This is a genomic window from Mycobacterium palustre, assembly GCF_002101785.1.
Taxonomy (GTDB): Bacteria; Actinomycetota; Actinomycetes; order Mycobacteriales; family Mycobacteriaceae; genus Mycobacterium; species Mycobacterium palustre.
This window is the reverse complement of the sequence record NZ_LQPJ01000107.1, coordinates 46,828-65,247: the sequence shown is the minus strand read 5'-3', so window position 1 is coordinate 65,247 and position 18,420 is coordinate 46,828. Positions and strand designations below refer to the sequence as shown.

Sequence of the window (18,420 nt, the reverse complement as noted above, 5' to 3'; positions counted from 1 at the left end):
CCGGATTAATAGGTCAGGCCGGGGTCACCGTCACCGGTAGTTGGTACACACCACGGGTGAATACGTCACGGACGTAGGAGATTTCACCGGCCGGGCGGATGTCCTTGGTCCGTTGCAATAGTTCCTCGAGAAGGATCTTCATCTCCAGCGCCGCGACGTGCTTGCCCAGGCCGGTATGCGGGCCCCGGCCCCAACTCAGGTGACGGTTGGGGGCTGCGTGCCAGGTCGAAGCGATTCGGATCGTCGAACGCGGTGGGGTCGAAATTACCCGCAGCCATCAGCATGCACACTCGCTCTCCTTTGGAGATGGATTGTCCGTGCAATTCGATGTCTTTGGTGACGGTAGGCACGAAGTGCAGGAAAGATTGCGATGCGGACTATTTCCTGGATGGCCGTGGCCGGGATATCGTCGGCGTGCGACCGCAGCCAGGCCATCTGGTCGGGGTCGCGCATCAGCTGATGCAATCCATGGCTCAAGGCCGTGCGGGTGCGTTCGGTTGCGCCGCTGGCCAGCAGGACAATATTGCCCAGGATCTCGTCCTCCGAGAGCGTGTCGTCCTTGTCCGCCTGGACCATCTGCGAGATAACATCCTCGGCCGGTGACTCCCTTTTACGTGCGACCAGATCACCGGCATAACCCGTGAGATTGAAGATCGCTTCCAGGACAGTCTCGAATGACGGGGTGAGGCGTGTGTCGAACGGGGCTGCGAAGCGGTCCACCCAGTCGAAGAATTGCGGCCGTTCGTCCGGCGGCACCCCGAGGACGTCCCCGAGCGCCTCCATCGGCATGGCGTGCGCGACGTCGGTTACGAAGTTAAAGGTGCCCTTGGCCAATGCCTCGTCCACCACCACGCGGGCGTAGTCGCGGAACTTCTCCTCGAGGCGCCGCACCACCGTCGGCGTGAAGCCACGGTTGATGACTTGCCGGTGGCGCTTGTGGTCGGCCCCGTCCTGGGTGAGCATCGCGGGTTTGCCGCCAACGGTCGGGTCGATCGGGTTGACGGTCCAGATGTTGACATGACCGCGGTTGGCGGCGAATGTTTCCGGGTCGCGGTCGATGGTGGAGATGTCCTCGTAGTGGGAGACCACCCACACCTGGTTGATCAGCAGTGGGTCGTCGAACTTCTGGAGGTAGACCGGCTCGTTGTCGCGCAGGTACGCGTACTGGTCGAGGGGCAGACCATAGGTGTCGGGGTTGCCGCTGGCGTAGACGTCGGGGTCGAGCACGCCGATCGCGGCCCGTCGTTGTGTGGCAGCAGTCATTGTCGGTTGTTCCGTTCAGATATCGGTCGGGGTCGGTTTGGCCTGCGCCCAAAGTGGTTGCCGCTCAGCGGCCTACCGAGGTCGGCCGGGCCGCCTTGATGGTGCTGCGCATCGTGATTCCGTGTGCCGCGTTGATTCCCTTGGGCATCAGTACCAGCTGGCGGCGCCGGTGCCGGCGGTAAACCTGCCAGCCCGTGACGCTCGCCGCCAGCGGGATGACGACCTTACCGACGCGGACGCGGTTCACGGCGCGCCCCCTGCCGCTCCGTTACCGTTCGCCGTCCTGGTTGGGTCGTCCGGCCAGGCGCAGCCCGCGCGGGCGCCGGCGCTGTGCACGTTGTCCCCGGCCCACAGGCTGCGGTCCAGGAGTCGGCTGTCCCAGAAGCGGCGGAACTTCACCAGGCCGCGATCGAACCGGTTGTATGCCGGGTGCTCGGGCTCCTGCCGATGGATCATCAACGCGGTGTCCTGCATGATGGCAAACCAGTTGCGCCGCACCAACAACGACCGCACGATCGGGCGACCGATCAGGCGCAACGCCGGGTTCTTGACTTCGGCACGATCATCGTCAGGTAGACGATGTGACTGTCGGCGTCGACCGGCGTGAAGCTGAGAATCAGCCGCGCGCTGTCGCTGAGATCGTTGATCTTCTCGGTGAGCGTGATCATGGCCCGCGGCAGACGCGCAGTCACTTTGGCGCGGCTTTCCGCCAGCTCCGGCGGCGACGTGGTCAGATCGATCAGGTGCAGACCACCGCCGTAGGTCGTGGCATGGAAGTCGCCGCCGGCGGCATCGGACACCCCCACATTTCGCCGCGCTGGTAGCTGCGCTTGAGGTCCTGCCATCCGACATAGGGCGCCCGGCCGTAGAAGTGACAGATGTACTCGATTCGGGTGTCCGACTTGGAAAGAACCTCGGTGTCGCCCCAGGACCCCAACCGATGGAGCCCCGCGAAATGGGCTGAGTCGGGCAGATTCTCGACGAACCACTTGGCCGGGAAGGGCAGCTTGTACCGGACATGCTCGAAGACGATTGACTCCTCGTCGATGCCCTCGTCGGCCAGAAAGTCGGGCAGCTCGTGGTCGGCCGGCTCAGGGCCATTCCACAAGAAGACGGTCCCGTAGCGCTCGATCACCCGATACGTCGGCAGACACGCCTTGGTCTTCGGCGCCTCGGTGAGGCCCGGCACGTGCACGACCTTCCCGTCACCGTTGTAGCGCCAGGCGTGAAACGGGCAGCGCAGGGTGTCACCGACCACTTCGCCACCGAACCCGAGGTTGGCGCCGAGATGGAGGCAGTGAGCGGCCGCGCAATGCAGTGTCCCGCCCGAGTCGCGCCACAGGACGACGTCGTGCTCGAGAACCCGCAGTGGAATCACGGACCCCCTGGCCACGTCGCCGGAGAAGGCGATCTGCCAATACGACGTCGGGTACTGCGACCTCGTCGTCGTCCGTCGTCGCGGTCTGCAACAGGGCCGGGTCCAAGGTCACGTAGCCCAGCACCATGCTGATGAGCGCCCGGACGGTCACGTCGACATGACGGGTCGGGTAGCCATGTGAGCCGATCTCACGGTTCGCGATCTCCAGCACAGCGTCTAGGCCCTCGTTCAGGGTTGCCCAAACCAGTTGCCGCACTAGGGGATCGAGGTGCTCGTCGGAGAACATCAGCAGCCGCAGCGCACCTACGTGGGCGCGGCTGTTGCGGTAGAGATCGGAGATGAACTCTCATAGACCAGTTCGGGCTCGGTGGGCTCGCCGTCGAGCCGGCTGGTCAAGCGGCGCGTCCACTCGTCGATGAACTGCAGCAGCGGTTTGGTCATCACCTTGGCGAACAGTTCAGCCTTCGTCGCGAAGTGCCGGGTCACCTCCGACCCGGTGACCCCGGCTCGTTCGGCGATGCCGGCCATCATGCCGCCCTTGTATCCGAGCTGGCTGAACGCGTTTTCGGCGGCCTCGACCACCATCACCCGTAACTCCGTCGAGCGGCGCCGTGTCCGGCCGACCCGGTGATCTGCTGTGCCACATGGCTACAGATGGTGCCGCATTCGGGCTCGGATGCGCCCACGAATCGCTGATCAGCGCCGGTGCAGGCGGCGCTTCCAGTCGCCGGCCGACAGCAACCGCGCCGCGCGGGTCATCAAGCGGATGTTGCGCGCTTTGGTTGGGTACCAATAGATCTCAGAGGGCAGGTTGAAGCGCTCCTCGATGATCGACTTCTGCCAACAATATTTGCGGATGCCCTCAGCGCCGCCGTGGCGGGCACCCAAACCGGAACTGCGGCGACCGCCGAACGGCACCGGCAACTGGAACACATTGGTCATCACGTTGTTGACGTTGACCGAACCGGAGTCGACCCGTTCCGCAATTGCCCGGCCTTTGGCATGGTCGCGGGTGAACACGCTGGCGGCGAGTCCGAACTCCGAGTCATTCGCGCGCCGCACAGCTTCGTCGGCATCGGCGACCTTGACGATCGGCAGCGTCGGCCCGAACGTCTCCTCCCTCATGCAGGCCATCGACTCGTCGACGCCGAGCAGCACGGTGGGTTGGTGAAAGAGTCCCGGCCCGGGAACCCTGCGGCCGCCAGTGGCGACGGTCGCGCCGCCGGCGACGGCATCGGCGACGTGACGCTCGATGATCGACAGCTGGTCGGGCGTGGCGACGGCTCCGATGTCGGCGTCGTAGCTGTTGGGGGCATCGGTGCCGACGCGGAGCTTGCGGGTCAACTCGACGACTTTGGCGACAAATTCGTCGTACACCGGGGCTTCGACGTAAACGCGCTCGATGGAGACACAGATCTGGCCGGCGTTGTAGAAGCCGCCCCACACCGCGGCCTTGGCCGCGCGATCGATGTCCGCATCGGCCAGGACGATCATCGCGTCCTTTCCGCCCAGTTCCAGGCAGCAGGGGATCATCCGTTCGGCTGCGCGCACGCCGATGCGCCGGCCGGTCCCCACGCTGCCCGTGAACTGGATCATGTCGACGGCATCGACGACGGCCGCGCCCGCCTCGCCGCGCCCGGTCACCGCGTCGAGCACATCCGGGGCGCCGATCTCCTTCCAACCGTCGACCGCCGCGGCCCAGGCCAGTGGTGTCACCTCAGAGGCCTTGGTGAGCACGGCGCAGCCGGCCATCAGCGCGGCCGGAATGTCGAGCATCTGCATAGCGAGCTGGGCGTTCCACGGGGTGATCGAGCCGACGAGTTGGTGGGGCTGATAGGTGACCCGCATCCGCTTGGTCGCCATCATCACGTTGTGCGGGCGGGCTTTCTCCGGCGCCAGGAATTTCTCGGCGTTGCGGGCCCAATAGTTCAGCACGTCGACCGACGCGACAATTTCACCGATCGGTAGGTCCCCCCAGGTCTTGCCCGTCTCGTCCTGCACCAGCCGCAGTAGGCGATCCTCGTTGTCCAGAATCCAATCCCGGAAGCGCTCCAGCCAAACGCGGCGGGCCTGGAAACCCATCGCCGCCCAGGCCGGCTGAGCAACGCGCAGCCTGCGGGCCACGGCGAAGCCATGGCTACGCTGAGGGCGGGAAAAAGCGCAGCGATGCGGCCTCCGCGATCGCGCCGAATCTGGCGGAGAGGCAAGCAGCGGCCAGTCACGCGACCCTCACGCGGCGCCTGGCCCGTGAAGCGGAATTTTTATGCGATTTCGCCCTTGTCGCGCGGGATTGAGGAGAGAACTTCACGAAGATCCCGGACCGCGCGGGGAATGATCTGTTGGTACTGCCGCCACCCCCGTTAGAGCCGTTGAAGTGTGCAAGGGAAAAGATTGACAACGCGTGAACGATCGTTCATAGTGGCGGAGTCAGCAATCATCAATGTTGCGCGTAGTGGGTCCATGAGTGTCGGATCGTCGACGAGTTGCGTCGATAGCCGATCCGCCACGGGCGGCTACCGCCGCAGCGCCGGTAGAACCGGCAGGACCGTTGTGCAACAACTTATCCGGAATAAACAGCTCGGGATGGTCGACACCGGTGGTCGCGCGACTTGCGCCTCGCCGCGCTCGATCAGGTCTGATCAATCGACCCCCGGTGGGTAGGAGACGAAGATGCCTCAACGAGTCGAGACCGCCATTGTTGTCGATGCGAGCCGCCACATGGCGTTGGCGACGTTCGTCGACCGGGTCAAGGGCCTGGAGGCTACGGGCGTCGTCGACTACGCCCACCTCTGGGATCAGCTGACCAGCTGGTGGCCGCCGGAGATGTGGAATCCCCAAGTCACGCCGCTGGCGAATGCGCTGCCCGATATCGACTCATTTCCCGACCAATTCGCCCTCGGTGCCGTCGGCGCCTACGCCACGCCCGACTTGGGCATGTGCATCAGCAGTGATGCGATTCGCCGCGGACCCGCCGAATTGATGCAGACAATGCTGACCATCTCCAACCTCGCAGGCAGGCGCGCACCGATCCTGCAGCTGGGGGCAGGCGAGCTCAAGCAGTGTAAGCCATTCGGCTGGAAGAGATCCCAGGGACTCAGCTCGCTCGAAGACCACTTCCGTTACATGGAGGCATTCTGGAATTCCGACGGCCCTGTCACCCTGAAGGGAAACAGGTGGAACTTCGACAACGCCTGGATCGGCGGCTCAAAGGGGCGCCGTCCGCGGGTGTGGGGCCTCGGCGGTGGTCCGAAGATCATCGACCTGACCACCACATATGCCGATGGTTTCGCGACCATCGCGCCAAGCGTCTGGACCAGTGCCGACCATGCGGGGGAAGAGATCTCGAAGCTGAAGCAGACTCTAGACAGCAAGGGCCGTGACCCGGAGGCATTCGATTTCGGCCTGTGGCCCCTGCTGATCCTGCACGACGAAGGCCGCGAGGACTTGGTCGAAGCAGCGATGAGCAACCCGCTGATCCGTTGGCTGGCTGCGGTGTTCGGGCGGATTAACCAGTCCGATTGGGACAAGGAGGGCATCGAACCGCTGATGCCGCGGGATTGGCACTATGCGATGAAACTGCTGCCGGTGCAGTGGTCGGCCGCAGAAGTCGAGGAGGTGACCGCTGGCATCCCGCGCAAGACCATCGAAAAGTGTTTCTTCATCGGCACCCCGGAAAAGGTCGCCGCGGAACTGCAGGCGTACGTCGACGCTGGTGTGACGTGGACGATGATGGCCGACGTGTTGCCGTTCGTGATGAACGCCGAGGAGGCCTCGGATGCGAGCCGGCGCGCCGTCGAGGTCTGTGCAATTCTCAAGGGGCGCGACCCGGCATCGGCGACCTTGACGATCGACGGCGTCGGCCGGACCCAGCCGTATGCTAACGATCGTTCCGCACCAGGAGCCATCAGATGACCACTGCGGCTAAGGCGGCGTGCACAATGCGGCCGAGCGTGACGGTAGGGACGCGGTCAGGATGAAAGTGGGGATCACCGCCGATGATCCGGCCACCGTGGTGGCCGAAGCACGCCGCGCCGAAGAGCTCGGGTTTGACCTCCTCGGTTGTGGCGAACATCTGTCCTTCCACGGACCGACGCCGAACTCGTTCGCGATGTTGGCCGCGGCCGCGGCGGTGACGTCGCGGATCCGTCTGGTCACGTCGATCGCACTGCTACCCCTCTATCCGGCTGCGTTGGTGGCGAAAATGGCCAGCGTCATCGACTGCATCTCGGGTGGCCGGTTCGAGTTGGGCGTCGGCGCCGGCGGCGAGTATCCACCCGAGTTCGCGGCCGCCGGCGTCGACCCGGTCACGCGCTTTCGTCGCCTCGACGAGGGACTCGAGATCGTTCGCCGGCTTTTCACCGGCGGCCCGGTGACGTTCAAGGGCGAATTCGCCGCGCTGTCGGGCATCACGCTCGATCCGCCGCCGCCTCGGCCCAGCGGTCCGCGGATCTGGTTGGGCGGAAGGAAGAATGGCGCACTTCGCCGCGCCGGGCGGTACGCCGACGTGTGGATGCCGTACATGGTCGAACCCGAGCAGGTGCGCCGCGGGCTGGCCAGGGTTCGTGCCGCAGCAATCGAGCATGGGCGCCGCGAGGATGCGGTGTCGGCGGCGCTGTTCGCCTGGACGGCCGTCGACCAAGACTCGTCGTGGGCAAGCACCACCGGCATCGCGACAGTCAGCGCCGCCTATCGACAGGATTTCTCGGGATTGGCCGACCGGTACCTGCTGCTCGGCGACCCGCACACGGTTACCGAACGGCTGGCTGAGTTCAAAGAAGCGGGGGTGGACTCCGTCTTGATCCAGATCGCCGCGCAATCCGGCGAGCATCGCACCCGGATCATCGAGACTCTCGCGAGGGATGTGTTGGCGAAAGTCCACGATTTTTAGACCCGAGGGCTGACTGTTCTACGAGAAGGGAGACCGACCATGGCCGTACAAACCGGCACCGTCCTGGAGGAAACGGCCGATCATCGCGCGATCCGCGAAGCGGTCGGCGGTATCGCAGCCAAATTCGGGCCCGCCTATTACCAGCAACAGGTCGACGACGGCGGCAACTGTGCGGAGCTGTGGAAAGTATTGGGCAGCAACGGATATCTGGGCGTCCACCTGCCCGAGAAGTACGGCGGCGGCGGGCTGGGTCTCGGCGAGCTGGCGATCGTCGTCCGCGAGACGGCCATCGCCGGCTGTCCGATGCAGTCGATGCTGTTTTCATCCGGTGTGACGGGCACGATCTTGGACCGCAGCGCGGACGACGAGCAGAAGGAACGCTGGCTGCCCGGCGTCGCCAGCGGCGATGTCCGGCTGTCCTTCGCCATCACCGAACCGGATGCCGGCTCGAACGCGCACCGGATCTCCACGACCGCCCGGCACGAAGGTGACCGCTACGTTCTGAACGGTCAGAAGGTGTTCATCACCGGTATGGAGTCGGCTCAGTGGGTGATGGTGGTCGCGCGGACCAGCCTGGACGAGGCCAGCGGACGCGGGAAGCTGTCGGTGTTCATGGTCGACAAAGATTCTCCCGGGCTCTCCTGGACACCGATCCGCACCGTGATGAACCAACCGGACAAAAGTCACCAGGTCTTCTTCGACAATGTCGAAGTGCCGGCCGAGAACCTGATCGGAGCGGTCAACAAGGGACTTGCCGTGGCCTTCACCGGACTCAATGCCGAACGCATCCTCGCGAGTTCGTTATGTACCGGAATCGGACGCTACGCCTTGGCCAAGGCGGTCGACTACGCGAACCAAAGACGGGTGTGGGACACGCCCATCGGTGCGCACCAGGCCGTGGCTCATCCGCTGGCGGCCGCACACATCCACCTGCAGGCCGCCGAACTCGTCACCGACCGTGCCTGCGCGCTCTACGACAGCGGAGCGGAGGTCGGGGAGCTCGCCAACACCGCGAAATACCTTGGTGCGGCCGCGGGGCTGGAAGCACTGGACGCTGCTGTCGCGGTGCATGGCGGAAACGGTGTGACCTACGAATACCAGCTCGCACCGTACTTCTGGTTGGTTCGGATGCTCAATATGGGGCCGGTGTCGAAGGAGATGATTCTTAACTTCGTGGCCGAGCACGCTCTGGGCTTGCCGCGTTCGTACTGAGGCGGCGTGCGACACACGGGGAGTCGACTGCCGCAAAAACAAGCTTTATATTTGAAATCGTCGGTATCAATAATACGGAATGTAGGCGAGGGCACCTCATGCCGACCATCGGAGGGACGGCGCTGCTCAACGCGCAGCGGGTTGGCGAACGCGAGGCGATCGTTACCGGCGAGCGGCGTTGGACATGGCGCGAACTCGAGACGGAGATCGCCGAGGCCGCATCGGCCCTGGAAGCGTTCGGCCTGCGGAAACGCGATCGGATCGCGATCTTGTCGTCCAACTCGCCGGAGTTCATCATCGCCTGCCACGCCGCCTCGCGGCTCGGTGCGATCATCGTGCCGGTCAACACAAGATTGGCCGCACCGGAGCTCGCCTATATCCTGGACGACTCCGGCAGCTCCGTATTGGCGTTCACGCCGGGCCACTCCCAGCTGGCCGAGGCCGCAGGCGGCAAGGCGACATCCACCACGCTGCTCTCCCTGGGGCCGTCGACGGCCCATCCCGATCTGCTCGCCGGCGGACATGGCGATGCGGTGCGTGAGGATCGCGCCGTCGAGCACGACGACGCATTCATCCTCTACACCTCCGGTACCACCGGAAAGCCCAAAGGTGTACTCCTGGACCACCACCGCGCCGTATGGGCGGCAATGGCCCAGATCGTCTCGTTGGGTCTGCGCGACGGCGATCGTTACCTGCACTTGGCACCGATGTATCACTCGGGGGGGATGACCTTCTTGAACGCGACGACCCTGCTGGGTGGCACCCACATCGTCGTCCCGAAGTTCGACCCGGGTTCTGTGCTGGCAACGATCGAAAGGCACAGCGTCAACTGGCTTTTCGCTGTTCCGACCATGTATCAGCAGATCCTGCGGTGTTATGAGAGCAACAGCTGCAACATGGCGTCCTGGCGCGTCGGAGTATTCGGTGCCGCCCCGATGCCCGCGGCGGCCATCGAGCGGTTGTTAGCAGCTTTTCCGGGCGTGTCCTTCTTCCAGCAATGCGGGCAGACCGAAGCCGGACCAACCGGGATCTACTCGACGATGGACCAGGTGCGGTCTCGGCCGCTGTCATCGGGCCATCTCGCGCAGCCCTTCGTTCAGGCGCGTGTCGTCGACGAGCACGGTAACGACACGCCTCCCGGTCACGTTGGAGAACTCGTGTTTCGCGGCGAAGCCATCACCAAGGGTTACTGGAACCAACCGCAAGCCACTCGGGAGGTGATGCGCGACGGCTGGCTGCATACGGGTGACTTGATGCATGTGTATGACGACGGCGCTATGCGCCTGGTCGACAGACTGAAAGACGTCATCATCACCGGGGGGCGCAATGTGTACTCGGCGGAAGTCGAGCAGGCCATCGCCGATCACCCCGATGTGACCGACGTCGCGGTGGTCGGCCGCCCGAATCCGGAGTGGGGCGAGACGGTCGTTGCGTTCCTCACCACGGTCGAGGGGTCCGACCTCACGCCGGTCTCGATCAGGCAGCACTGCGCCTCGCGGATCGCCGACTACAAGATCCCGCGCGAGTTCGTGTTTGCGGCCATCCCGCGTAACGGAGCAGGGAAGGTCCAAAAGCACTTGCTGCGAACGGAATCGTATCCGGACGGAAGTTGCGGTTCGTCGAACTAACTTGGTGATTTCCGCCTGTTCCTGAGGGCCGCCTTGGGTGGCGGCGCTGGCGTTCGCGTCGCGGCGCCCTCGCCGCTGCGATAGACCACCCGCCATACGATCTCGACGAGGGCATCGAGCTGTCGCTCGACCTCCTCGTCGTGGGCGGTACCGACCAGGTGATAGAGCCCGCGTTCGATCATCCAGATCAGCCACTGCGCCGTGCGCGCGGCGTCAAGATGGGCATCGGCAACTCCGGCCCGCTGGGCGTCTCCGATATAGGTTGTCAGCGCGGTCACCACTTGGCCGATCAGGTTCTGCTGCTGTTCTGCCGCCCGCGGATCGTAGGCCGCTGTCTCGGCGATGGCTCCCAGAATTGTCCGGTGTTTGCGATAGGTGTCGATCGGCACTCGTAAGGCCCTGCGCAGATCCTCGCGCGTGGCATCGACGGGCAAGCCCCACCACGACGCACCATCGGCGAGCAGATCGCCGATGACATCCTGCGCCATAGCGACAAGGAGATCGCCCTTGTCGGCGAAGTAGACGTAGAACGTGGAACGTGAGATCCCGCCCGCGGTGATGATCGCCTCGACGCTCAAATCGGCGAACCTGACACCGTTCTCGACCAGGCCCTCGACCACGCTGACGAAATGACGGCTGAGCATGCCGCGACGCTGGGGCCGCGACAGTTGCAGGGGTCGAGGGGGAGATGCATCCACGCCACGAAGTATACGCGCTGTACAAGCGACCATACAGAATGTCTGGCTTGTAGACGATCTGTTAGATAAGGTACACAGCATGTCTGATTCGACGGTTTACGTCGTCGGCGCAGGCCCGTCGGGGCTGGCGGCGGCCTGGCGGCTGAAAGAGGCCGGCCGTGACGTCGTGGTGGTGGAGTCCCGGGATCGTGTTGGCGGACAACTCTTGTCGGTGAAACGCGATGGGTACCTGATGGAGGCCGGGACCACAATTCTGCCCGCCGCCTACGACAGCGTGATGCGCCTGGTCGACGACATCGGCATGACCGATGAGTTGATACCGGCAAACTCGTTGATGGGGTTCATGCGCGGCGACCGGCTGCACTACCTGCGGGCGAACCGGCTCATCCTCGATGCGGCACGGACCAAGCTGCTGTCGCTGCGCTCTAAGATGAAGGTCACGAAGCTAGCCGCGGACTCATTCAGGCTGCGCAATCTACTCAGCTACGAAGACCTGTCGATGGCCGGCGCCTTCGACACCGAGACGCCCGAACAGTATTGCCGGCGGCGCGGTCTTGACGGTGAGTTGTACGACTACCTGATCGAACCCACCGTGCGTGGGGGAGCCGGCGTCCCCGCCGATGTGATCTCGGTGGTCGAGTTCTTTTTCCTCTGGCAGAAGGTGCTGGGCACCAAGCTGTACGCGTTTCGCGACGGGTACTCGTCGTTCCCCGAGCGGCTGGCCGCCGCCATTCCCGACGTGCGCCTCAACACTGAAGTGGTGGAAGTCGTCGAAGACCCCGCCGGCGTGACGATCACGTGCGCCGGGCCCGACGGCAGGCAATACACCGAACGCGGAGCCGGTGCCATCGTCAGCTCCATGGGCAACAGAGTGCCCGACATTGTTCCCCAGTTGGAGCCCGACCGCGCGAAGTTCCTGCGGGAGCTGAACTATACCTCGACCATGTCGATCAACCTGGCGCTGGACCGGGTTCCCGACTGCCCAGCCTCATTCATCGTCGTTCCCCGGCCGGTCTCCGAGGGGCTGTTCGCGGTCATCCTCGAGCACAATAAGGCACCTGGTCGCGCCCCGGCGGGCAAAGGCCTGGTGTCCCTTTTCATGATGAACCAGTGGGCCGTCGACCACATGGACGCCGCCGACGACGAGATCCTGGCCGACGTGCTGCCCGATGCGGAGAAGGCAATCCCGGGCCTGGGCGAAGCGATCGAGTTCGCGCGAATCAACCGGTGGTACCCCGTGCTGGTCTACAGCCACCCCGGCTTGTATCGCGCACTCGGCCGCTTCCACGCCGCCCGAGATCTGAAGAGCCGCATCCACCTCGCGGGTTCCTACAATTCGTCGGGAAACGTCAACACGGCTACCACGGCGGGCGAGCGGGCCGCTCGCGAACTGTTACAGGCACTTTCGCCGTCCGTCGCGTTGACTCGGTGATCGAGATGGCCCAGTTCAACATTCCGACTCCGCCGGCGATGGTCTTCCCGCGGACGCCGCAGACCGTCGCCGAGGTCGTCCTGTGGATGGTCGTCGTCGTGTTCGTTGCCTTCGCGCTACACCAGTGGCGGCGGACCGGGGCGCCGCTGGGCCTGGTGTTGCTAGCGGGTGGCGGCATCGCGCTGTTCAACGAACCGCTCGACGACGTTTTGGGACTGGTGCATCATCCACGGCCGGGTCAAGACGTGGTCTTCGAAACGATGGGCCCAATACCGCACTGGGGGCTGCCCACGTACATCATCTTCTTCGGCGGCATCGCTTACGTATTGCTGTTGGAATTGCGCAGGCTCACCTTCACCCCGCGCGCGTTCTGGACGGGGATCACGCTCACTTTCGTGGCCGATCTGCTGATCGAGTTGCCGCTGTTGCATTTTCGGCTCTACACGTACTTCGGCTACGGCGAAGTCCCGATGAGCATCGGTGGGTTTCCGTTGTACTGGCTGTTCATCAACACGACGGGTCCGGTCCTTTGCGCGGCCATCCTGTTCGCGGCGCCGGCCTACTTCACTGGCTGGCGGGCGGGCCTCGTGCTGTTCTTGCCGCTCGTCACCGACGCCGGCTGCAGCGCTGCGGTGGGCCTTCCCGTGTACAACGCGCTGCACACGCCCGGTGCCCCCGCCTGGGTGACGTGGGCGGGCGCATTTGCTTCCTGCGCAATTGGTTTGGCAATACTCGATGGGTCGGCACGCTGGATCTACGCCCACACTCTGAAGATGCGGAAGGCCGACGAATTTGCGCTGGAGCTGCAGGAGCAGGAATGAGTCAGCCCTGAGGGGCAGCTTCGTTCGATCGGTGGAACGGGTACCGCGCCGGCAGGCGGGTGTGCGGCGGTATGACGGCCTTGCCGTCCGGTGTGATGTAGACAGACCCCTTGCCCGAGTCGGTGTTGTCGTTGCGGCTCAAGGGGATACCCGGCCCGGGGCACGCCCGATCGGTACCTCCTCCGCACAATCCGTCCGTGAAATACGACCGGTCGACGAGGTCGCGCTGCCACTCCTTGGAGTGAGTGCCGACCCAGTAATTCGGCACGTTGTAGGTGAGGAACAGCGCCATGTGCACGCCCGCCAGCACGGCCAGCGCCCGCACCACCTGCTGGGTGCGCTCGGACGTCCGAAGGCGTTCGGTGCCGCGTTCGACGAGTGTCTGCCCTCTGTCGTTGCGGAAGTACCGCAGGCATGCGACGGCGGTGAAAGTCGCCGAGACAGTGACGACCTCATTCAGCGGAAAGGCATGGTAGGTCGCGTTGAAGATGGCGAAGCCGCGTCCGCCCGGGTACTCCCAGATACCGAGCGGCATGAATATCACGCCCTCCAGGATGATGTCGAAGGCCACCATCGCGACAAAGCACACACCGATCAGCCCGACGGTCCCGATTCGTGGCCACCTGACCTTGGCCCGCCGCATGACCGCCGCGCCCAGGAACATAGTGATGACGAAAACGTAGACGTATAGGCCGGGCATGATCAGGATCGGCTCGACCAACATCGCGCCCGGCTTCCCGTTGGACAGCCAACCGGGGACGCCATGCACCCACGAGCCGTAATTAATGGGCCACGAGTTATAGGTGAACCAGTGCCCGCCGTACGCCGACAACGGATCCTGGAACCACAGCGTCGAAAAGGCCAGTACCAGCATGCCGTCGAGGGTCAGCCGGCGTTGCCGGATGATGGGACGCAGCACGAACCACCCGATGAGGCCGATGCCGACCGGAATCGACACGGCCTGGAACACGACCATGGCCACCTTCATGTATGTCGGTGGGTCCATGGGGCCGGTCGGCACCCGCTTGAAGAACGGGCCGGTGACCCACTTGATCAACACGTAGGCGATGAAGGCCAAGATCATCGCACCCAGGGCGGCCCACCATTTCACCGGAACCATCCGGTGTGGTTCTCGCAGTGGCGCGCTCAGCTGAGCATCGGCCCCGGTCGACCTCAGGTTTGTGGTCCCGGTGGCGGCCGTGGTTGCCATGAATCCGATAATGAAACGCCCAATATCAAATTGTCAACGCGGCGTCAGGCCGATCTGCGTTCGCCGCCTTCGGCTGGGGGCGGGCCAGGCGCCCGGCGCGGTTGGTCCGCTCGATCCACCCCGTGCCCCGCTCACCGTTCCACTCGACGATCGTGGGCCCCTCGACATTGATCGTGTTGCGGTCATCCGACCAGCTGGTGCCGAGCGGCATCTCGAGCGGGTGCGCCAGATGGAACGACATGGCGTGCTTCATCTGCACGTCGATCGACATCGCCCCCAGCTCGGAATCCAGCTCCACGGTAAACCGGCGCGGCTCGCCCGTCGGGTCGTCCAGCCCAGGGGTTTTCGACGGGACGGCGGGAAGCATCTTTCCATCCTGTACGACGAAACCGAAACGTGCGTACTCGTCGCCCTCGTGCCAGGCTTCGAGCACGAGGAAGACCCGGCCGCTGGGGAAGAAACCGAAACACCAAGCATGGCGATCGAGGGTGAGGTAGTTGCGCCGTCCCCAGGTGTGGTCTCGAAATGCCAGGCAGTCCACCGGAATTGACTGGCCGGCCACGTTGATGGTGCCGGTGACCCGGCCGCCCTGCTCCAGGTGGCCGTCGCCCCAGTCCTGGTTGTCCATGGCCGCGCCGGCGCTGAAGGTGTCGAAGACGCCGGTGAAGACCAGATCCACTTCGAGCGCCGTCGTCGGCCCGTCCGGCACCAGGCCGCTGGCCGCCGCGTCGGTGGTGGTGCGGGTCGCGTGTCCGCTGTAGCGGGCGTGCCAGCGGCGCAGGGGCTCTTCGACCGTAAACGAACAGTTGCCCGAGCTTGCCACGTCGACGTTGTTGCCGTGGGCCCCAAACTCGCGGCGGCACAAGATTTCTCCACCGGGTCGGTAGATCGCGATGAGTCCCTCCCAGCGGTTGGGATCGGTATGCATGCGGCTCCAATGCCAATAGAAGGCGTGGCCGCTGGCCTCGTCGAATCCCATGAGGATGAGGTTCTCGCTGTACTCGGCCGGCACGGGATCCGGCAGGTGCAGCTCGTCGCGAACGGGGTCGGTCTCGATCATCGGTTGGCCTCCGCGAGGGTGAGTTCACTGCTGTCTTCTTGCCCGTCCTCGAGGTGGACGGTGCCGGTGTCGCCGTCGACGGTGATCAATGCGCCGTCGGGGATCAACTCTGTGGCGCCGGCGATCTGGACGGCCGGGAAGCCATACTCGCGCGCCAGCAGCGACCCATGGGCCAGCATGCCGCCCGTCTCGAGCACGATCCCGGCGATCACCAGGAACACCGGAGTCCAGCCCGGGTCGGTGTGATTGACGATGAGGATGTCCCCCTTCTGCACCCGGCCGATCTCCTCGACTCCGTGCAGCACCCGCGCGCGCCCGGTGATCCTGCCGCGGCTCGTGCCGATGCCGACCAGGTCGTCACCTTCGGTCGCGTCGGACAGGTTCACCGGATGGCCGCCTTGCATGTACACGGGCAGCCGCGTCTCGCGCGCGACGAAGCGGTCGAAGTCGCGCATCCGGCCCGCGATCTTCGCCTTCACCAACGGGGTCGCGTGGTTTCGGCGGAGGACGTCGTAGAGCTCGTGGCGGCTCAGGAAGTACAGGTCGCGTTCGGAGTCGAAGACCCCTCGCTGCAACAGCCGGCGGCCGATCTCTAGGAACGCCCGCTTGGCCGCCCATGTCGAGCGGTCGATGTAGTAGCGCTCGTCGTCGCGGACGATCAGAAATTTCAGCAGCCAGTCGTGCACCAGTTTGAACAATTCCGCGCGGACGAACCCGAACGGACGTTTCTTGATGTTCTCGACGACCTCGGCGAGGACCGCGTCGCGCCGGGCGTTGATCCGGCGCTCGTTCTCCTCGGGGTCCAGCGGCTCCGGGCTGGACAGCATCGTCTTCCAGGCTCGATAGTCCGTGGCCGGGTCTTCCAACCGGCGCGGATAGTAAATATCGCGCTCGGCTTGTCCGCGGTGGGCGTTGGCTTGCGCGAAGGTCCGATACCGCGCCAAGAAGTCACGGCCCGCCTCTGAGTCCTCGAGTGCGGCGAAAAAGGCATTACCCTCGTAGGCTTCGAAAAGCGCGCGCAGCTCGGGTGATTCGCGAATCTCCTCAGCGAACGCCAAAAGCTCGATGTTTTCCTGCAGGGTGGCGGTGCGGCGCGCCGCCCCCGACAGCAGCTCGCCGAAAGCCAGCGGATTGTTTCCGTCGTACCACTTGGCGAGCATCCACCCGAGGGCGGAGAACGCATCGCGCGCATACAGGTAGTAGCCCGCCCAAAGTTCCTCGGCGAAGCGGAATTCCAACTCCAACAGCTCTTCGACGTGGCGCTCGAGCGCACGATCGGACAGTTTGCGCAACTGTTCATCCGGCAGGCCCTGCGCTTCGTCGACCCGGTTATAGAACCAGTTGTCGAATGTCCGCAGAAACGCGTACGGAGTGTTGGCCGGATCGCCGGCCGCCGTGATCCGGGCGTGCATCTTGAGATAACGGGCGATGCTGAACGGGGACGAGAGAATTTCGTCGTGCCACCACGGCGGCACGTGGTTGAGCACGTTGGGGCCGGGCCGGAACGCCGGGAAGACCGTGTGCTCGATGATCGCGCGCTCCAGACCAGCGTTGAAGTACGCCTCGGCCTTGTGGAACTTGAACATCCGACCGGTTTTCATCTCCGGGACGCCCCACAGGTCGGCGCACCGGCTGTACGCGCGGGTGAACATCTCGGCCCGCCAGGAGTAAAACAGCGGAGTGATCGCGCCCGTCCACTGCTCGTCGGCCCAGGTGCGTGTCCAGACGATGTCGTCACGGTCGGGCAGCGTCTGCCAGTCGTCGACGTCGGTGTCCCACGCCAGGTTCACCCCGGTGACCGGTCGCGATTGCAGCAGATATACACGGCCGTCGGCGAGCGCCCACTCGATGTCCTGCGGCAACCCGTCGTAGTGCGCCTGCACTCGGCGTCCCAGCTCACCGAGTTCTGCCAGCTGGTCGTCGGTCAACGTGAAACGCTTGCGGTCCTCGGCCGGTGTCTCGAGGGTTACCGTGCCATGCGCGGCGTCGGGATCCCGGACGATCATGAGCTCCTTGGCCCCGAGAGTCCGTTCCACGGGCCGCAGCGTCCCGGTGTCGAGCACCCACGAGTCCGGCGTGGCGATGCCCGAGACCACGCTCTCGCCCAACCCCCAGTTCGCGTTGATTACCAGCTGCTCGGTCTGGGCGGTCAGCGGGTTGGCGGTGAACAGCACGCCGGAAGCCACCGACTCGACCATTTGCTGGACGATCACCGCGATGCGTACGCCCGCGTGGTCAATCCCGGCGTTGTGGCGGTAGTGGGTGGCACGGGCGGTCCACATCGACGCCCAGCATCTCTTGACCGCGTGTGCGACCGCATCCGGGCCGCGCACATCGAGGTACGTGTCGTGCAGCCCGGCGAACGATGTGTCCGCAAGATCTTCCGCCGTTCCCGACGACCGCACAGCCACATAGCTGTCCGCCGGGAGCGCTGCGTAGGAAGCGGCGATCGTGTCGGCGAGCTCCTGCGGCAACGGGGCATCGATGATCGTTTGCCGCACCTTGGCCGTCGTCTCCTCCAGTGCGACGGCGTCCTTGTAGTCCGCATGGGCGAGCAGATCCGCAATGCGCGGACGCAGTCCGGCTCCGTCGATGAACGCGTCGTAAGCCGCGGTCGTCACCGCGAACCCTTTCGGCACGGGGAACCCGGCGGCGCTCAACGCGGCCAGGTTCGCCCCCTTGCCGCCGGTCAGTTCGGCCTCTTGGGCGCGGGCGTCATCCAGTAGCAGCACGTCAACAGGCGAATTCATCGTTACCTCTCGGTTCGGGCTTCCCAGTCGGCGTTGGGCGTGTTTTGCGCCACTCGCAGTGCCCTTTGTGTTCCAGAGCA

Annotated in this window: 19 protein-coding genes; 6 read left to right on the top strand and 13 right to left on the bottom strand. The window is 64.8% G+C overall.

Annotated features, from left to right (window positions below; genetic code table 11):
- Nucleotides 1-13: 13 nt before the first annotated feature.
- The 9 genes from AWC19_RS31210 to AWC19_RS15620 all read right to left on the bottom strand — a co-directional run bounded on the left by AWC19_RS31210 (nt 14) and on the right by AWC19_RS15620 (nt 4,765).
- Nucleotides 14-142 (bottom strand): hypothetical protein, encoded by a 129-nt coding sequence (locus AWC19_RS31210; RefSeq protein ID WP_281255283.1) that lies wholly within the window; start codon nt 140-142, stop codon nt 14-16.
- On the bottom strand, nt 84-284 hold the full coding sequence (locus AWC19_RS30630; RefSeq protein WP_245849006.1) for a hypothetical protein: 201 nt from the start codon (nt 282-284) through the stop codon (nt 84-86). The genes AWC19_RS31210 and AWC19_RS30630 overlap by 59 nt, the downstream gene beginning before the upstream one ends.
- Nucleotides 265-1,263 (bottom strand): cytochrome P450 family protein, encoded by a 999-nt coding sequence (locus tag AWC19_RS15650; protein WP_245849004.1) that lies wholly within the window; start codon nt 1,261-1,263, stop codon nt 265-267. The genes AWC19_RS30630 and AWC19_RS15650 overlap by 20 nt, the downstream gene beginning before the upstream one ends.
- A gap of 64 nt (nt 1,264-1,327) precedes the next feature.
- Nucleotides 1,328-1,510, bottom strand: coding sequence for a hypothetical protein (locus AWC19_RS15645; RefSeq protein ID WP_085078972.1), 183 nt, complete (start codon nt 1,508-1,510; stop codon nt 1,328-1,330).
- Nucleotides 1,507-1,800 (bottom strand): hypothetical protein, encoded by a 294-nt coding sequence (locus AWC19_RS15640; protein ID WP_085078971.1) that lies wholly within the window; start codon nt 1,798-1,800, stop codon nt 1,507-1,509. Before AWC19_RS15640 ends, AWC19_RS15645 begins: the two co-directional genes overlap by 4 nt.
- The gene (locus AWC19_RS15635; protein ID WP_085078970.1) at nt 1,791-2,063 is read right to left on the bottom strand and encodes a hypothetical protein; all 273 of its coding nucleotides are present in this window, start codon (nt 2,061-2,063) and stop codon (nt 1,791-1,793) included. The genes AWC19_RS15640 and AWC19_RS15635 overlap by 10 nt, the downstream gene beginning before the upstream one ends.
- Nucleotides 2,003-2,674, bottom strand: a complete 672-nt coding sequence (locus tag AWC19_RS15630) for a Rieske 2Fe-2S domain-containing protein (RefSeq protein WP_085078969.1) — start codon at nt 2,672-2,674, stop codon at nt 2,003-2,005. The genes AWC19_RS15635 and AWC19_RS15630 overlap by 61 nt, the downstream gene beginning before the upstream one ends.
- A gap of 270 nt (nt 2,675-2,944) precedes the next feature.
- Nucleotides 2,945-3,226, bottom strand: a complete 282-nt coding sequence (locus AWC19_RS15625) for a TetR/AcrR family transcriptional regulator (protein ID WP_085078968.1) — start codon at nt 3,224-3,226, stop codon at nt 2,945-2,947.
- A gap of 111 nt (nt 3,227-3,337) precedes the next feature.
- The gene (locus AWC19_RS15620; RefSeq protein ID WP_245849003.1) at nt 3,338-4,765 is read right to left on the bottom strand and encodes an aldehyde dehydrogenase family protein; all 1,428 of its coding nucleotides are present in this window, start codon (nt 4,763-4,765) and stop codon (nt 3,338-3,340) included.
- Nucleotides 4,766-5,311: 546 nt separating this feature from the next.
- Here AWC19_RS15620 and AWC19_RS15615 point away from each other — a divergent pair.
- The 4 genes from AWC19_RS15615 (at nt 5,312) to AWC19_RS15600 (ending at nt 10,369) form a co-directional block, all read left to right on the top strand.
- The gene (locus AWC19_RS15615) at nt 5,312-6,553 is read left to right on the top strand and encodes an LLM class flavin-dependent oxidoreductase (protein WP_085078966.1); all 1,242 of its coding nucleotides are present in this window, start codon (nt 5,312-5,314) and stop codon (nt 6,551-6,553) included.
- A 61-nt stretch (nt 6,554-6,614) separates the two neighbouring features.
- Entirely contained in the window at nt 6,615-7,529 is a 915-nt protein-coding gene (locus AWC19_RS15610) for an LLM class flavin-dependent oxidoreductase (RefSeq protein ID WP_085078965.1), read from the top strand.
- A 39-nt stretch (nt 7,530-7,568) separates the two neighbouring features.
- Entirely contained in the window at nt 7,569-8,741 is a 1,173-nt protein-coding gene (locus AWC19_RS15605) for an acyl-CoA dehydrogenase family protein (RefSeq protein WP_085078964.1), read from the top strand.
- A gap of 98 nt (nt 8,742-8,839) precedes the next feature.
- Nucleotides 8,840-10,369 carry a class I adenylate-forming enzyme family protein gene (locus tag AWC19_RS15600; protein ID WP_085078963.1) on the top strand — a complete coding sequence of 510 codons (1,530 nt, stop codon included), beginning with the start codon at nt 8,840-8,842 and terminating at the stop codon, nt 10,367-10,369.
- Here the strand turns inward: AWC19_RS15600 and AWC19_RS15595 are convergent.
- Nucleotides 10,366-11,067, bottom strand: a complete 702-nt coding sequence (locus AWC19_RS15595; RefSeq protein ID WP_158090885.1) for a TetR/AcrR family transcriptional regulator — start codon at nt 11,065-11,067, stop codon at nt 10,366-10,368. The two genes, AWC19_RS15600 and AWC19_RS15595, sit on opposite strands and share 4 nt — an antisense overlap.
- 79 nt (nt 11,068-11,146) lie before the next feature.
- On the opposite strand from AWC19_RS15595, the gene AWC19_RS15590 reads away from it, so the two are divergent.
- Entirely contained in the window at nt 11,147-12,499 is a 1,353-nt protein-coding gene (locus AWC19_RS15590; RefSeq protein ID WP_158090884.1) for a protoporphyrinogen/coproporphyrinogen oxidase, read from the top strand.
- Nucleotides 12,496-13,320, top strand: coding sequence for a hypothetical protein (locus tag AWC19_RS15585; RefSeq protein WP_085078961.1), 825 nt, complete (start codon nt 12,496-12,498; stop codon nt 13,318-13,320). Before AWC19_RS15590 ends, AWC19_RS15585 begins: the two co-directional genes overlap by 4 nt.
- 1 nt (nt 13,321) lies before the next feature.
- Here the strand turns inward: AWC19_RS15585 and AWC19_RS15580 are convergent, their stop codons facing one another.
- The 3 genes from AWC19_RS15580 to AWC19_RS15570 are packed head-to-tail and all read right to left on the bottom strand — an operon-like array spanning nt 13,322 to nt 18,340.
- Complete coding sequence (locus AWC19_RS15580) at nt 13,322-14,530, bottom strand: spirocyclase AveC family protein (RefSeq protein WP_085078960.1); 1,209 nt, start codon at nt 14,528-14,530, stop codon at nt 13,322-13,324.
- A gap of 25 nt (nt 14,531-14,555) precedes the next feature.
- On the bottom strand, nt 14,556-15,590 hold the full coding sequence (locus tag AWC19_RS15575; RefSeq protein ID WP_085078959.1) for a DUF7065 domain-containing protein: 1,035 nt from the start codon (nt 15,588-15,590) through the stop codon (nt 14,556-14,558).
- Complete coding sequence (locus tag AWC19_RS15570) at nt 15,587-18,340, bottom strand: PEP/pyruvate-binding domain-containing protein (RefSeq protein ID WP_085078958.1); 2,754 nt, start codon at nt 18,338-18,340, stop codon at nt 15,587-15,589. The genes AWC19_RS15575 and AWC19_RS15570 overlap by 4 nt, the downstream gene beginning before the upstream one ends.
- Nucleotides 18,341-18,420 lie beyond the last annotated feature (80 nt).